At 71.4% G+C, this 14,998-nt stretch carries 13 protein-coding genes; 3 read left to right on the forward strand and 10 right to left on the reverse strand.

From position 1 onward, the window contains the following. Window positions 1–4 precede the first annotated feature (4 nt). From mdlC to AB0M54_RS14435, 10 genes are all read right to left on the reverse strand, one after another. Window positions 5–1,606, reverse strand: coding sequence for a benzoylformate decarboxylase (gene mdlC / locus AB0M54_RS14390; protein WP_364471297.1), 1,602 nt, complete (start codon window positions 1,604–1,606; stop codon window positions 5–7). Continuing rightward, window positions 1,606–2,373 carry an ABC transporter permease gene (locus tag AB0M54_RS14395; RefSeq protein WP_364471300.1) on the reverse strand — a complete coding sequence of 256 codons (768 nt, stop codon included), beginning with the start codon at window positions 2,371–2,373 and terminating at the stop codon, window positions 1,606–1,608. Before AB0M54_RS14395 ends, mdlC begins: the two co-directional genes overlap by 1 nt. Further along, on the reverse strand, window positions 2,370–3,134 hold the full coding sequence (locus AB0M54_RS14400) for an ABC transporter permease subunit (protein ID WP_364471302.1): 765 nt from the start codon (window positions 3,132–3,134) through the stop codon (window positions 2,370–2,372). The genes AB0M54_RS14395 and AB0M54_RS14400 overlap by 4 nt, the downstream gene beginning before the upstream one ends. After that, window positions 3,131–4,096 carry an ABC transporter substrate-binding protein gene (locus AB0M54_RS14405; protein ID WP_364317223.1) on the reverse strand — a complete coding sequence of 322 codons (966 nt, stop codon included), beginning with the start codon at window positions 4,094–4,096 and terminating at the stop codon, window positions 3,131–3,133. Before AB0M54_RS14405 ends, AB0M54_RS14400 begins: the two co-directional genes overlap by 4 nt. 62 nt (window positions 4,097–4,158) lie before the next feature. Continuing rightward, a complete protein-coding gene (gene rhaI, locus AB0M54_RS14410; RefSeq protein ID WP_364471305.1) occupies window positions 4,159–5,316 on the reverse strand; it encodes an L-rhamnose isomerase in 1,158 nt (385 codons plus the stop codon). Further along, on the reverse strand, window positions 5,313–5,630 hold the full coding sequence (locus AB0M54_RS14415; RefSeq protein ID WP_364317220.1) for an L-rhamnose mutarotase: 318 nt from the start codon (window positions 5,628–5,630) through the stop codon (window positions 5,313–5,315). The genes rhaI and AB0M54_RS14415 overlap by 4 nt, the downstream gene beginning before the upstream one ends. A 19-nt stretch (window positions 5,631–5,649) precedes the next feature. Next, on the reverse strand, window positions 5,650–6,729 hold the full coding sequence (rhaS, locus tag AB0M54_RS14420) for a rhamnose ABC transporter substrate-binding protein (RefSeq protein WP_364317219.1): 1,080 nt from the start codon (window positions 6,727–6,729) through the stop codon (window positions 5,650–5,652). Between the two features lie 29 nt (window positions 6,730–6,758). Further along, window positions 6,759–7,805, reverse strand: a complete 1,047-nt coding sequence (locus AB0M54_RS14425; RefSeq protein ID WP_364317218.1) for an ABC transporter permease — start codon at window positions 7,803–7,805, stop codon at window positions 6,759–6,761. Beyond that, window positions 7,798–8,805, reverse strand: a complete 1,008-nt coding sequence (locus tag AB0M54_RS14430; protein WP_364317216.1) for an ABC transporter permease — start codon at window positions 8,803–8,805, stop codon at window positions 7,798–7,800. Before AB0M54_RS14430 ends, AB0M54_RS14425 begins: the two co-directional genes overlap by 8 nt. Beyond that, the gene (locus tag AB0M54_RS14435) at window positions 8,802–10,307 is read right to left on the reverse strand and encodes a sugar ABC transporter ATP-binding protein (RefSeq protein WP_364317215.1); all 1,506 of its coding nucleotides are present in this window, start codon (window positions 10,305–10,307) and stop codon (window positions 8,802–8,804) included. The genes AB0M54_RS14430 and AB0M54_RS14435 overlap by 4 nt, the downstream gene beginning before the upstream one ends. Before the next feature lie 129 nt (window positions 10,308–10,436). Between AB0M54_RS14435 and AB0M54_RS14440 the strand changes: the two genes are divergently transcribed. The 3 genes from AB0M54_RS14440 (at window position 10,437) to AB0M54_RS14450 (ending at window position 14,998) form a co-directional block, all read left to right on the forward strand. Then, the gene (locus AB0M54_RS14440; RefSeq protein WP_364317213.1) at window positions 10,437–11,456 is read left to right on the forward strand and encodes a LacI family DNA-binding transcriptional regulator; all 1,020 of its coding nucleotides are present in this window, start codon (window positions 10,437–10,439) and stop codon (window positions 11,454–11,456) included. Between the two features lie 138 nt (window positions 11,457–11,594). Continuing rightward, window positions 11,595–13,619, forward strand: coding sequence for a bifunctional aldolase/short-chain dehydrogenase (locus AB0M54_RS14445; protein WP_364471307.1), 2,025 nt, complete (start codon window positions 11,595–11,597; stop codon window positions 13,617–13,619). Next, complete coding sequence (locus AB0M54_RS14450) at window positions 13,616–14,998, forward strand: rhamnulokinase family protein (protein ID WP_364471310.1); 1,383 nt, start codon at window positions 13,616–13,618, stop codon at window positions 14,996–14,998. Before AB0M54_RS14445 ends, AB0M54_RS14450 begins: the two co-directional genes overlap by 4 nt.

Genomic DNA, 14,998 nt, shown 5'->3' on the forward strand with positions numbered 1-14,998 from the left:
GGGCTCAGGCTTCCGGCTGGTAGGCCGAGGCGGACCCGGCGGCGACGGGAACCTCGAGCAGGTACGGGCCGTCGGCGGCCAGGGCCGTGTTCAGCTCGCGGGTGAGCGAGGCGGCGTCGGCGACCCGGGCCGCGGCGCAGCCAAGACCCTGGGCGACGCTCACGAAATCGATCTGATGGATGTCGGTGCCGACCAGGTCCGCGGCGCCGAGCCGGCGGCCGAGCGCCTTCACCGCCTCGTACCCGCGGTTGTTGAGCACTACGAAGGTGACTGGCGCCCGGTGACGCGCGGCCGTCCACAGGGCCTGGATCGAGTACATGCTCGAGCCGTCGCCGACCACGCACACCACGCGTTCGTCGCGGCCGGCGGCGAGGGCCCGGCCGACCGCCAGCGGCAGGCCCCAGCCCAGCGCGCCGCTGCCGGTGGTGAGGAAGCCGCCGGGGCGGGTGATCGGGAAGCGGGCGTGGAACAGTTCGCGGTGGCTCGGGATCTCCTCGACCACGATCGCCTCGCCGGGGACCAGCGCCCGCAGGGTGTCGATGGCCAGCGCCGGCTCGATCGGGTCGAGGCGCGGCACGGCGCCCGGGCGGACCCGGACCGGCGGTGACGCCCGGTATCGCTTCTCCACCAGGTCGAGCAGCACGCTCAGCCCGGTGTTCACCGTGGAGAGGATGTTCGTCCCGGCGGGCGCCCATGCGGCCTGCGCGGGGTCGCAGTCCATGGTGAACAGCCGCGCGTCCGGCGGCAGCATCGGCCCGTCGGTGTGCACGTGGTACTTGAAGATCGGGCCGCCCACGGCGAACACCACGTCGTGGCCGTCGAGGGCGCGGGTGATCTGGTCGCGTACGGGCGGGAGGAAGCCTTGGAAGAGCCGGTGGTCCTCGGGGAAGCCGGAGCGGGCCGACAGCGGCGTGAGCCAGACCGCGGCGGTGACCCGTTCGGCCAGTTCGACCGCGAGGTCCTGGGCGTCGTCCTCGTCCACCCCGGCGCCGATGACCATCGCCGGGCGGCGGGCCCCGTTCAGCGCCGCCGCCACCTCGGCCAGCGCGGCCGGGCTCGCGGTGAAGTCGGTGTGCAGGTCGCGGTCGGGCACCGGGGCGGCGGGGTGGTCCCAGTCGTCCTCCGGGACCGAGACGAAGACCGGGCCGCGCGGCGGGGTCATGGCCACCCGGTACGCCTCGGCCACCGCGGCCGGCACGTCCTCGGCGCGGTCGGGCTGGACGGCGAGCTTCACGTACGGCCGGGGGAACTGGGCCGGCTCGTCGGCGGCGAGGAACGGGCGGGTGGTCAGCATGGCCCGGGTCTGCTGGCCGGCGATCACGAGCAGCGGCACCCGGTCCCGGTACGCGTTGAACACCGCGCCCAGCCCGTGCCCCACCCCGCCGGCCGAGTGCAGCTGGACCACCCCGGCGACGCCGGTGCCGATGGCGTGCCCGGCCGCCCCGGCCACCGCGATCGACTCCTGCAACGCCAGCACGTACGTGAAATCGGCCGGCCAGTCCCGCAGCATCCGGATCTCGGTCGAGCCGGGGTTGCCGAACACCGTGTCCACGCCCTGCCGGCGCAAGAAGTCGAAGACCGCGTCGCGTACGGTGAGCTGGTCCATCAGAGACCTCCGGTCCGATGCCGCCGCAACGCGCGACGTTCCACCACGAGCAGCAGCGTATTGAGCAGGTACCCGAGCACGCCGAGCAGCACGATGGCCGACCACACGGTCGGCAGGTCGGAGCGGCTCTGCGCGTCGGTGAGCTGGAAGCCGATGCCGTCGGCGGCGCCGGGCAGCAGCTCGGAGAAGACCATCAGGATCAACGCCAGCGACAGGCTGAGCCGCAGCCCGGCGAAGATCTTCGGCAGTGACGACGGCAGGATGATCCGGCGCAGCCGGTCGGCCGGGCCGATCCGGAAGACCCGCGCGGTGGCGATCTGCACCGGGTCGACCGTTCGGGCGCCGTCGGCGGTGTTGAGCAGGATCGGCCAGACCGCGCTGACCGCGATCGACACGATCTGCATGGCCGACCCCAGGTGCATCAGCACGATGAACACCGGGACCAGCGTCGGCGGCGGGATCGCCCGGGCGAACTGCAGCAGCGGGTCCAGGTAGTCCATCAGCCGCGCCGACCGGCCCAGCGCCAGCCCGAGCCCGACCCCGGCGAGCGTGGCCACGGCCAGCCCGGCGGCCATCCGGCCCAGGCTGGGCAGCAGGTTGTCCACGGCATCCGGGGTGAGGACGAAGGGGCCGCTGAACCACAGCTCGTACATCCGCTTCACGATCGCCGAGGGCGGTGGGAAGAACACGTCCTGGGTACGCCGGGCCGCCAGCTCCCAGAGCCCGGCGACGAGCAGCGGCACCGCCCAGCGAACCGCGATCCTCATCGCCCGTGCCACCCGAAGGCGCGCCGGGAGAAAACCACCAGCACGGCGTTCACCAGCAGCCCGAGCGTCCCCGCCCAGACCGTGCCGGCGAGCACGTCCAGGGTGCCGGCCACCGCCTGCTGCGCCTGGGCGATGAACACGCCCAGCCCGTCGCCGAACCCGGCCAGGATCTCGGTCCCGACGGCCAGGATGAGCCCGATCGCGGCGGCCAGGCGTACCCCGGTGGCTATGAACGGCGCCGCGGCGGGCAGCGACACCCGCCACATCACCTCGGCCCGCCCGAACCCGAAGACCCGCAGCGTGTCCCGGGGCACCGGGTCGACCTCGCTCAGCCCGTAGATCGTGTTGAACAGCACCGGCCACACCGCGGCGTAGACGATCAGCGTGACCTCGGTGGTCAGCCCGGCGCCGAGGATCAGGCTGACCAGCGGGATCAGCGCCACCGACGGGATCGGCCGGAGGAACTCCAGCACCGGCCGCAGCGCCGCGCCGACCGCCGGGACGCCGCCGAGCAGCAGCCCGAGCGTCACCCCGATCAGCACGGCCAGGGCCAGCCCGGCGGCCCAGGCGGTGACCGTGGTCGCGAGGTCGCCGAGGAAGCCGGGTTCGGCGGGCAGTCGGGCCGCCCGGGCCAGCACGGCCGAGGCCGGCGGCAGGAAGTCGCGGGGGATCGCGCCGGTCGCGGCGAGGATCTCGCTGAGCGCGACCGCGGCGGCCACCCCGGCCGGCCCGCGGAGCCACCGGCCCGGTGTCGGGGTCATGCGGCCGTGAACACCACGGTCTTCACGTCGAACGGGCCGGGCAGCAGCTTCTGCGACGTCATCAGGTCGGCCAGCTTCTGCAGCCCGGTGGGGTCGCCGGCGGTCGGGTACGCGGGCAGTTGCGCGTTCTTGGCGGTGGTGGCGTCCACCTTGGCGTACCCGGGCAGCACCCGTTCGACCAGCGCCCGGTCGCCGGAGGCCAGCGCCTGCCCCTTGAGGATGGCCCGCTGGAACGCGGCCGCGGTCTTCGGGTTCTTCGCCGTCCACTCGTCGGTGGAGAGGTAGCCGCTGATCGGCAGCCCGTCGACGGCGCCGGTGCCCGCGTCGAGGGCCATCCGGGCGGGCAGCGTCGCGGTGATCGCGGTGCCGAACGGTTCGGCGGTCAGGGCCGCGTCGACGTCGCCGTTGGCGAGCGCCTTGTCCATCTGCGGGAACGGCACCGCGCGGTACTTGACGGTCGCCGGGTCGACGTTGCCGGCCCGGAGCACCTCGTTGAACGTCAGCGACTGGATGTTGTTCAGGATGTTCACCGCGACGTTCTTGCCGGCCAGGTCGGACACCGACCGGATGGGGGAGCCGGGCAGCACCACGAGCTGCAGGAACCGCGGCGCGACGGCGGCCGCCGGGGCCAGCACGCGCAGTTTCATCGTGCCCTGCTGGTGGGCCTGCAGGAAGGTCACGTAGTTGCCGCCCGCGATCACGTCGACCTGGCCGTTCTTGAGCGCCGGCAGGGCGGCCAGGCTCTGCGCGACCGGCTCGACGGTGACCTCGAGCCCTTCGGCCTCGAAGAGCTTGCGCTCCTGGGCGATGTGCAGGGCCACGACGTCGAGCAGCGGAAGCGCGGCGACCGTGATCGTCTTCTTCTCCAACCCGTTGCCGGCCTCGGGCTCATCGTTACCGCAGGCGGTGATCGAGACCAGGAGGAGTGCGCTGACGGCGGCGACGACGCGATTCCCACGCATAGGTACAAGTCAATACCTGGGGTGGTTTCCGCACAACCCCATTCGATCCCGGTCGAATAGGGTCAGGCCCCCCACCCGGCCTGCTCGCCGCCCACGCGCTCGGCGACGATCTTCTCCTGGTAGCCGCTGCGCTTGTAGGCGGCGATCGGGTCGGGGTCGAGGCCGGCGTCGGCGCGGACCTCGCCGAGCAGCGGCCGCACGTCGGTGTTGTAGGCGTCCATGATGACCGCGTTGGCCTCGAGGACGTCGCCGTCGTTCTGCGCCTTGGTCAGCGCGTCCCGGTCGACCAGCAGCGCCTTGGCCGTCGCCTCCTGCACGTTCATCACCGAGCGGATGATGGCCGGGATCTTCGCCTCGATGTTGTGGCACTGGTCGAGCATGAAATTGATGCCGTACGCCGGGTCGAGCGCGTCGCCGCGGACGATCTCGTACATGATGCGGAACAGCTGGAACGGGTCGGCGGCCCCGGCCATCAGGTCGTCGTCGGCGTAGAAGCGGCTGTTGAAGTCGAACGCGCCGAGCTTGTTCTGCCGCAGCAGGAACGCGACGATGAACTCGATGTTGGTGCCCGGGGCGTGGTGGCCGGTGTCGATGCAGACCGTGGCCCGCTCGCCCAGCTCGATGCAGTGGGCATAGGACGTGCCCCAGTCGGGGACGTCGGTGGCGTAGAAGGCCGGTTCGAACAGCTTGTACTCCAGCAGGAGGCGCTGGTTGCCGGTGAGCCGGTCGTAGGCCTCGCGGAGCGCCGCGTGCAGCCGGTCCTGCCGGTTGCGCAGGTCGTCCTGGCCGGGGTAGTTGATGCCGTCGGAGAACCACAGCTTCAGGTCACGTGACCCGGTGGCGTCCATGATGTCCACACACTCGAGCATGTGGTCGGTGGCCTTACGGCGTACCCCCGGATCGGGGTTGGTCACCGAGCCGAGCTTGTAGTCGTCGTCCTGGAACACATTGGCGTTGATCGCGCCGAGCTTGATGCCCTTCTCCTGCGCGTACGCGGACAGCGCCGCGTAGTCCGCCACCTTGTCCCACGGGATGTGCAGCGCGACCGTCGGCGCGACCCCGGTGAACTGGTGCACGACCGCCGCGTCCGCGATCTTCTCCTCGGGCGAGCGGGGCACGCCGGCCTGGGCGAACACCTTGAAGCGGGTGCCCGAGTTGCCGAAGGCCCAGGACGGCGTCTCGATCCGCTGGGCGGCGAGCGAGCGCTTGACGTCGGTCATGACGACTCCAAATGAAATACCTCGGTGAGCAGGGGGAGCCCCTCGGCCGGCGTGGCGCCGCCGAAGAACTCCGCCATCTCAGCCTGCCAGCGGGTGTTGACGTCCAGCGCCTCCATCGCCGCCTGGGACGCCGTCAGATCGTCCGCCTCGACGTAACCGATGAGCAACCCGTCGGCGCGGAGGAAAAGCGAGTAGTTACGCCAGCCGGTGGCCCGAAGCGCGTCCTGCATCTCGGGCCACACGGCTTGGTGCCGCTCCACATACTCCGGGATCAGCTCGGGGCGGACCCGGAGTTCGAAGCAGTATCGGGGCATGTGCTGAGCCGATCGAAACCTAGAAGTTGAACTGGTCGATGTTCTCGGGGGTGAACTCGGTCGGCGGGCCGAGCACGATCTCACCATCCTTGCCGACGGTGTAGTCGCCGAGCTTGCCGGCCTTGAACTTGTCGCCCTCGGCCCCGGTGATCTGGCCCGAGGAGAGCGCGACGCCCGCGTACGCGGCCAGGTAGCCGATGTCGGCCGGGTTCCACAGGGCGAACTTCTTCACCGTGCCGTCCTTGACGTACTGACGCATCTGGTTCGGCAGGCCGAGCCCGGTGACCTGAACCTTGCCTTTGAAGCTGGAGCTCGACACGTAGCGGCCCGCGGCGGCGATGCCGACCGTGGTCGGCGCGACGATCACCTTGAGGTTCGGGTACGACTGGAGCAGGCCCTGGGCCTCCTGGAACGACTTCTGGTCGTCGTCGTTGCCGTACGCGGTCTTGACCAGCTTGAGCTTGCTGTTCGCGGGCTTGGCGAGCTCGGTCTTCATCACGTCGATCCAGGCGTTCTGGTTCGTGGCGTTCGGGGTGGCGGACAGGATGGCGATCTCGCCCTCGCCGCCGGCCAGCTCGCTGGCCATCTTGACCAGGCTCTCACCGATGCCCTGGGTGGTGGCCTGGTTGATGAAGACGTCGCGGCAGTCCTTGGACGCGTCCGAGTCGAAGCCGACGATCTTGATCTTCGCCTGCCGGGCCTGCTTGAGCGACGGGCAGACCGCGTTCGGGTCGTTGGCCGCGATCGCGATCACGTCCTGCTGCTGCTGGATCAGCGTGTTGATGTAGCTGACCTGCGAGGAGGCGGCGGCGTCGTTCGGGCCGACCAGCTTGTACTCGCCCTTCAGCTCGCCCAGGGCGACCTTGCCGCCACTGACCTCGACGTCGGTGTACGGGTTGTTCAGCTGCTTGGGCAGGAAGGCCATCTTGACGCCCTCCTTCAGCTTCGCGTTCGGGTCGGCGCTGGCGCCGCCGGCCGGGGCCGAGGCGCCGGCGTCACTCTGGTTGTCCCGGGTGGTGCCGCTGCAGGCGGCGGCGCTGAACAGCGCGACCGAGGCCGCGGCCGCCGCGAGCACGCGCCGGCGGGTGGAGTTGCTCATTTTCAGGCTCCTGACTGGAGGGGGATATCTCATCGGGCGGCGGCGGATCGGAGACGACGCCGCTGCCAGGTGGTGCGGATCGAGGTGACGATGTTGGGCAGCAGGACCGAGGCCACCAGCAGGACGCCGGTGACGATGTTGAGCGCCTGGCCGGAGACGTCCTCCAGACGAAGCGCGTTCTGCAGCGCGGCGAGCAGGACCACACCGGCGAGTACGCCGGGCAGGGTGCCCTTGCCGCCGAAGATGGAGACGCCGCCGAGCAGGACGGCCGCGACGACGGCCAGTTCGAGCCCGGCGCCGTTGTCGGCGCGGGCGCTGGAGTAACGCAACGTCCACAGCACCCCGACCAGGCCGGCCACGGCGCCGCTGACCACGTACAACCAGAATTTGGTCCGGGCCACCCGGATGCCGGAGAAGTGCGCGGCCTGGGCGTTGGCGCCGATCGCGTAGAGCGAGCGGCCGAACGGCGTGGCGTGCAGGACGACCCCGAAGATCAAGGCCAGGATCACGAGCAGGATGAGGACGTTCGGGACGCTGCCACCGCCGATGGTGCCGGTGACCCAGCCGGTGTAGGCGGCCGGGAAGTCGGCCACCGCGCTGTCGCCCAGCACCACCAGCGCCAGACCGCGGTAGAGCGCCAGCGTGCCGATGGTGACCGCCAGCGACGGCAGGCCGAGGCCGGTGACCAGGAAGCCGTTGACCGCGCCGAGGATCGCCCCGATCACCACGCAGAGCGGGATGATCGTCTCGATGCTCAGGCCCTGCGTCCAGAAGGCGCCCATCAGCGCGCTGGTGAAGCCCAGGGTGCTGGCCACCGACAGGTCGATCTCGCCGGTCACGATGATGAACGTCATCGGCAGCGCGACCAGCGCGATCGGGAGCAGGTCGAGGACCAGGAAGGTGAAGTTCCGGCTGGTCCCGAAGTTCTCGACGCTGAGGGACGCCACGACCAGGACCACGACGGTCAGGGTGACGATGATCGCGTCCCAGCCGATCCGCCGGCGGAGGCGGTCCGGGGCGGCGGCCGGAGCCTCCGCCGCGGGCGCCGGGGCCGGCGCCGTCGTCTGCTCAGACATGCGAGTCCCTCTTCCGGAGCGAGCGGGCGAGCCGGACCGCGACCAGGCGGTCGGCGCCGATGGCCAGGACGATCAGCGCGCCGACGATGGCCTGCTGCCAGAACTGGTTGATGTCCAGCACCGCCAGAGCGCTGCCGATCACCGTCAGCAGCAGCGCGCCGAGGCCGGCGCCCCAGACCGAGCCGGAGCCGCCGAACACGGCCACCCCGCCGACCACCACCGCGGCCACCACGTTCAGCTCGTAGCCGGTGCCGGCGGAGGCGTCCACGGTGCCGAACCGGGCCGCGAACAGCACCCCGGCCAGGCCGGCCAGCGCCCCGCTGAGCAGGAACGCGCCCAGCAGGTTGCGGGCGACCTTGATGCCGGCCAGCTCGGCCGCCTGCGGGCTGGAGCCCATCGCGTAGAGCTCGCGGCCGGCCCGGTAGTTGCGCATCATCAGCGACACACCACCGACCACCACGATCGCGATCAGCACCAGCCAGGGGACGCCGAGCAGCGAGTCGTTGGCGAAGCTGAGGAAGTGGGGCGGCAACTCGTCGGCGTTGACCTGCGAGCCACCGGCCCACGAGTAGGTGACGCCCCGGTAGATGTAGAGCGTGCCCAGCGTGACCACCAGCGCGGGCACCCGGCCGTACCGGACCAGGACGCCGTTGAGCAGGCCGCAGACCGCGCCCACGGCGATGCCCACGAGCAGCGCCACGATCATCGGCAGGCCGGGGCGGGCGCTCATCATGGTCGCCACGGTGAAGGCGCTGACGCCGAGCACCGAGCCGACCGACAGGTCGATGTTGCGGGTGATGACCACGACCGCCTGCCCGGCCGCCATCACGGCCAGGATCGCGGTGTTGAGCAGGATGTCCCGGATGCTCTGCCCGGAGAGGAAGCGCGGGTTCCCGATCGCGGTGTACGCGACCAGCAGCACGAGCGCGATGACGATGCCAAGCTCGCGCGCCTTGAACAGCGAACCGATCCTCGGGGTCTTCACGGCGAGAGTGGTCATGATGCGACCTTCTGCCCCATGGCCGCGTACATGACCGTCTCCTCGGTGGCTTCGGCCCGGGTCAGCTCGGCGGCCACGTGCCCCTCGCGGAGCACCACCACACGGTCGGCCATGCCGAGCACCTCGGGCAGTTCGGACGAGACCATGACGACGGCCATCCCGTCGGCGGCCAGCTGGGACATCAGCCGGTGCACCTCGGCCTTGGTGCCGACGTCGATGCCGCGGGTGGGCTCGTCGACGATCAGCAGCCGGGGCGCGGTGGACAGCCACTTGGCCAGCACGACCTTCTGCTGGTTGCCGCCGGACAGGGTGCCCACCGGGTCGGTGAGCCGGCCCAGCTTGGTCTGCAGCTTCCGGGTCCAGGCGTACGCCTCGTCGCGCTCGGTCGTGCCCAGCAGCAGCCCGAGCCGGGCGAGCTTGCGGGCCCGGGGCAGCGTCACGTTGCGCTCGATCGACAGCTCCATGACCAGGCCCTGCTGGCGGCGGTCCTCGGGGACCAGGGCCAGCCCGGCGGCCATCGCGGCGCGCGGCGAGCCGGGCTTGAGCCGCTTGCCGAGGAAGCGCACGGTGCCCGAGTCGTACGGGTCGACCCCGAAGACGGCCTGCATGACCTCGGAGCGGCCGGCGCCGACCAGACCGGCCAGGGCGACGATCTCGCCCGACCGTACGGTGAAGGACACGTCCTTGAACACGCCCGCCCGGGACAGGTTCTCGACCTCGAGCACCACGTCGCCGGCCGGCACGTCCAGCTTGGGGAAGAGCGCGCTCAGGTCACGGCCGACCATCCGGCGGATCATGTCGTCGACGCTGAGGTCGGCCACCGGCTCGGTGCACACGTGCTTGCCGTCGCGCATGATGGTGATCCGCTGGCAGAGCCGGGTGATCTCCTCGAACCGGTGCGAGATGAACAGGATCGCCGCGCCTTCCTCGCGCAGCGACCGCACCACGGCGAACAGCCGCTCGACCTCGACGCCGGAGAGCGCCGCGGTCGGCTCGTCCATCACCAGGATCCGCGCCTCGCTGGACAGCGCCTTGGCGATCTCGACGATCTGCTGGTCGGCGATGGACAGGCCGCGGGCCGGCCGGTCCGGGTCGAGCTGCACGCCGAGCCGCTGGAACAGCCGGGTCGCCGCCGCGCGCATCGCCTTGCGATCGATCTGGCGCAGGCGGGTCAGCGGCTGGTTGCCCATCGCGATGTTCTCGGCCACCGACAGGTCGGGGAAGAGCGTGGGCTCCTGGTAGATGACCGCGATGCCGGCCGCCTTGGCGTCGGCCGGGCCGGCGAAGTCGACCGGTGAGCCGTTGACCACGAGCCGGCCGGTGTCCGGCCGGTGCACGCCCGCCAGCATCTTCACGATGGTGGACTTGCCGGCGCCGTTCTCACCGACCAGGGCGTGCGCCTCGCCGGGGTAGAGGGGGAAACTGACGCCCTGGACCGCGGCGACCGCCCCGAAGGACTTGGTCACATCGACGACGTCGAGCACGGCTTCGGTAGCCGCCACAGCCACCTCCGGGTAGTTGTTGAAATGTTTCAGTCGGCGTAGGGTCGAACGTAGGTGGCCCGCATCACACGTGTCAAGAACGAACCCGTAACTTGTCTGAAACGCAGAGGAAGTTCGAGGTAGCAACTGGTGGTCGTAGGCAAGGCACCGTCGGTGAAGGACGTGGCGGCCGCCGCGGGCGTCTCGCTGGGCACGGTGTCCAACGTGATGAACCGGCCCGAGATGGTGGCCACGGCGACCCGTGAGCGGGTCGAGCGGGCGATGGCCGACCTGGGCTTCGTGCGCAACGAGTCGGCCCGTCAGCTGCGCGCGGGAACCAGCCGGACCCTGGCCTACGTGATGCTGGACGGCAGCAATCCGTTCTTCCACGACGTGGCGCAGGGCATCGAGCTGGCCGCCGAGGACGCCGACCTGTCGCTGTTCATCTGCAACAGCAACGGCCGCGCGGCCCGCGAGGAGGTGCACCTCGACCGGCTGGTTCAGCAGCGCGTGCAGGGCATCCTGATCACCCCGGTCGACCCCGACTCGGCCTTCCTGGGCGAGGTCAGCCGGCGCGGCATCCCGGTGGTCGTGGTCGACCGGGTACGCGACAGCAACTTCTGTTCGGTGGCGGTCGACGACGTGTACGGCGGCCGGATCGCGGTGGAGCACCTGATCGAGAATGGTCACACCCGGGTCGCCTTCGCCGGTGGCCCCGAGGCGCTGGGCCAGGTGCGGGAGCGTCTGCAGGGCGCCCGTGAGGTCTGGGCCGACAACGGCCTGCCGCCGGAAGATCTGGTCTTCCTGCCGACCGACGCGCTGACCGTGGCCGACGGCCGTGAGGCGGGGGAGCGGCTGGCCGGCCTGCCCGTCCGCCGCCGGCCGACCGCCGCGTTCTGCGCCAACGACCTGGTCGCGCTCGGGCTGCTCCAGCAGGCGATCGGCTCCGGCCGGCGGGTGCCGGAAGACCTGGCCATCGTCGGTTTCGACGACATCGAGTTCGCGGCCGCGGCCGCGGTGCCGCTGACCTCGGTCCGGCAGCCGCGGCAGGAGCTGGGCCGGGCCGCCGCGCAGCTCGTCCTGGACGAGGCGACCAACCCGGCGCACGTCCACGAGCAGGCCATCTTCACGCCCGAGTTGATAGCGCGAGCCTCGACCGCCGTTCACTAGAGGCCAGTGGTAGGCCAGAGCGGCATCCGTGGTCCGGATACCGCTCTGGCCTACCACTGGGTTCGGGCCTTGACCTCTCGTCGGCGCGGGACGTAACGTGGGCGCAACATCATGAAACGTTTCACGGATGGGGCATCGATGACGGTCGTCGACGACTTGCTCGCGCGCAGCAACCGCCTGGGCGCCGACCCGAGGACCACGAACTACGCCGGCGGCAACACGTCGGCCAAGGGCAGCGAGACCGACCCGGTCACCGGCGGCCCGGTCGAGCTGCTCTGGGTCAAGGGCTCCGGCGGCGACCTGGGCACGCTGACCGCGAAGGGCCTGGCCGCGCTCCGCCTCGACCGCCTGCGCGCGCTGCCCGGGGTCTACCCGGGGGTCGACCGCGAGGACGAGATGGTCGCCGCCTTCGACTACTGCCTGCACGGCCGGGGCGGCGCGGCCCCGTCGATCGACACCGCCATGCACGGCCTGGTCGACGCCCCGCACGTGGACCACCTGCATCCGGACGCCGGCATCGCCCTGGCCACCGCAGCCGACGGCCCGCCGCTCACCAAGGAGATCTTCGGCGACAAGGTGCTGTGGGTGCCGTGGCGCCGGCCCGGCTTCCAGCTCGGCCTCGACATCGCCGCCGTGCACCGCGCCAACCCGCAGGCCATCGGCGTTGTCCTCGGCGGCCACGGCATCACCGCCTGGGGCGCCACCAGCGACGAGTGCGAGGCCAACTCCCGCTTCATCATCGACACCGCCGCCGCCTGGATCGCCGCCAACGGCCGGCCCGATCCCTTCGGGGCGCTGCTGCACCCGCCGCTGCCCGCCGACACACGACGGGAGCGGGCCGCCGCCCTCTTCCCGCTGATCCGCGGCCTCGCCTCCACCGACCGCCCGCAGCTCGGCCACTACACCGACACCGACGTCGTCCTCGACTTCGTCGGCCGCGAGGAGATGTCCACGCTCGCGGCAAAGGGCACCTCGTGCCCCGACCACTTCCTGCGTACCAAGGTGAAGCCCTTGGTCCTGGACACCGCGCCGGACGCGCCGCTGGAGCAGGTCGAGGCCCGGCTGCGCGAGCTGCACGCCGCCTACCGCGAGGACTACCAGGCCTACTACAACCGGTACGCGACCCCGGACAGCCCCGCCATCCGCGGCGCCGACCCGGCCATCGTGCTGGTCCCCGGCGTCGGCATGTTCTCGTTCGGCGCCAACAAGCAGACCGCCCGGGTGGCCGGCGAGTTCTACGTCAACGCGATCAACGTGATGGCCGGCGCCTCGGCCGTCTCGACGTACGCCCCGATCGACGAGTCGGAGAAGTTCCGCATCGAGTACTGGGCCCTCGAGGAGGCCAAGCTCCGGCGGATGCCGAAGCCGGCCCCGCTGGCCGCCCGGATCGCGTTCGTCACCGGCGGCGGCTCCGGCATCGGCCGGGCCATCGCGCTGCGGCTGGCCGCCGAGGGCGCCTGCGTGGTCGTCGCCGACCGGGACGCCGAGACGGCCGCCGCGGTGGCCGAGGAGATCGGCGGCCCGGACAAGGCGGTCGCGGTGACCGCCGACGTCACCTCGGGCGAGGCGGTCGCGGCGGCGGTGCGCGAGGCGGTGCTCGCCTTCGGCGGCGTCGACCTGGTCGTCAACAACGCCGGGCTGTCCATCTCCAAGCCGCTGCTGGAGACCACCGAGGCCGACTGGGACCTGCAGCACGACGTGATGGCCAAGGGCTCGTTCCTGGTCTCCCGGGAGACCGCCCGGGTGCTCGTCGCCCAGGGCCTGGGCGGCGACATCGTCTACATCTCCAGCAAGAACTCGTTGTTCGCCGGGCCCAACAACGTCGCCTACGGCGCCACCAAGGCCGACCAGGCCCACCAGGTCCGGCTGCTCGCGGCCGAACTGGGCGGCCACGGCATCCGGGTGAACGGCATCAACCCCGACGGCGTGGTCCGCGGCTCCGGCATCTTCGCCGGCGGCTGGGGCGCCAAGCGGGCGGCGGTCTACGGCGTGCCCGAGGAGGAGCTGGGCGCCTACTACGCGCAGCGCACCCTGCTCAAACGCGAGGTGCTGCCGGAGCACGTGGCCAACGCGGTCTTCGTGCTGACCGCCGGCGAGCTGTCGCACACCACCGGCCTGCACGTCCCGGTCGACGCCGGCGTCGCGGCAGCGTTCCTCCGGTGAAACGGTTCGCCGCGGTCGACCTGGGCGCGTCCTCCGGGCGGGTGATGGTCGGCGCCATCGGAGGGGACGGGCGCCTCGACCTGACCGAGGTGCACCGCTTCCCCAACGAGCCCGTCCGGGTACGCGACACGCTGCACTGGGACGTGCTCGCGCTCTACCGCGGCGTCCTGGAGGGCCTGCGCGCCGCCGGCCCGGTCGACGGCATCGGCATCGACAGCTGGGCCGTCGACTACGGCCTGATCGACGCGGACGGGCGGCTGCTCGGCAACCCGGTGCACTACCGTGACTCGCGCACCGACGGCGTCTTCGAACCGACCTTGCGAAAGCTCGGGGAGGACAAGCTCTACGCGCTGACCGGCCTCCAGAAGCTGCCGTTCAACACGATCTACCAGCTGCTGGCCGAGCCGCTGGCGCCGCTCGCCCACCGGATGCTGCTCATTCCCGACCTGATCGCGTACTGGCTGACCGGTGAGGTCGGCGCCGAACTCACCAACGCCTCCACCACCCAGCTCCTGGACGTGCGGACGGGCAGGTGGGCCGCCGGCCTGATCGACCAGGCGGGGATCCCCGGCCGGCTGCTCCCGCCACTGCGGGCGCCCGGCTCGGTGATCGGCTCGTACCAGGGCACGCCGGTGTTCGCGGTCGGTTCACACGACACCGCATCGGCCGTGGTCGGAGTGCCCGCCGCCGATGCGAACTTCGCCTACATCTCCTGCGGGACGTGGTCGCTGGTCGGCGTCGAGCTGGACGAGCCGGTGCTCAGCGATGAGAGCCGGACGGCCAACTTCACCAACGAGGGCGGCGTCGACGGCACGATCCGCTACCTGCGCAACGTGATGGGGCTCTGGCTGCTCCAGGAGTGCCAGCGCGAATGGAACGTGCCGGATGTGCGCGAGCTGCTCGACGCCGCCGAGGCCGAGCCGTTCGCCGGGGTGATCGACGTCGACCAGCCGGTGTTCCTGCCGCCCGGCGACATGCCCGGCCGGATCGCCGCCGCCTTGCCGACGAAGAGATCGGGGCGCGGCGCGATCGTGCGCTGCATCCTGGACAGCCTCGCGCTCGCGCACCGGCGCGCGATCCGCCAGGCGGCCGAGCTCTCCGGCAAGAACGTCGACGTGGTGCACATTGTCGGCGGCGGCGCCCGCAACGAGTTGCTGTGCCAGCTCACCGCCGACGCGTGCGGCAAGCCGGTGCTGGCCGGGCCGGTCGAGGCCACCGCGCTGGGCAACGTCCTGGTGCAGGCCCGCGCCGCGGGGGTGCTGGACGGCGGCCTACCGGCGTTGCGGTCGGTGTTGCGGGAGACTCAGCAGATCCGGCGGTACGAGCCCCGCGGCGATCCGGACCGCTGGCAGGCGCTGGAGGACCGGTTGTGGGGGTGA

This window comes from Actinoplanes sp. NPDC051470 (genome assembly GCF_040682035.1).
GTDB lineage: Bacteria > Actinomycetota > Actinomycetes > Mycobacteriales > Micromonosporaceae > Actinoplanes.

Coding starts and splice junctions, on each gene's coding strand:
- rhaI (WP_364471305.1), bottom strand. CDS start 5,316: ATGACCGACGTCAAGCGCTCGCTCGCCGCCCAGCGGATCGAGACGCCG.
- AB0M54_RS14415 (WP_364317220.1), bottom strand. CDS start 5,630: ATGCCCCGATACTGCTTCGAACTCCGGGTCCGCCCCGAGCTGATCCCG.
- mdlC (WP_364471297.1), bottom strand. CDS start 1,606: ATGGACCAGCTCACCGTACGCGACGCGGTCTTCGACTTCTTGCGCCGG.
- AB0M54_RS14425 (WP_364317218.1), bottom strand. CDS start 7,805: ATGTCTGAGCAGACGACGGCGCCGGCCCCGGCGCCCGCGGCGGAGGCT.
- AB0M54_RS14400 (WP_364471302.1), bottom strand. CDS start 3,134: ATGACCCCGACACCGGGCCGGTGGCTCCGCGGGCCGGCCGGGGTGGCC.
- AB0M54_RS14430 (WP_364317216.1), bottom strand. CDS start 8,805: ATGACCACTCTCGCCGTGAAGACCCCGAGGATCGGTTCGCTGTTCAAG.
- AB0M54_RS14395 (WP_364471300.1), bottom strand. CDS start 2,373: ATGAGGATCGCGGTTCGCTGGGCGGTGCCGCTGCTCGTCGCCGGGCTC.
- AB0M54_RS14445 (WP_364471307.1), top strand. CDS start 11,595: ATGACGGTCGTCGACGACTTGCTCGCGCGCAGCAACCGCCTGGGCGCC.
- rhaS (WP_364317219.1), bottom strand. CDS start 6,729: ATGAGCAACTCCACCCGCCGGCGCGTGCTCGCGGCGGCCGCGGCCTCG.
- AB0M54_RS14405 (WP_364317223.1), bottom strand. CDS start 4,096: ATGCGTGGGAATCGCGTCGTCGCCGCCGTCAGCGCACTCCTCCTGGTC.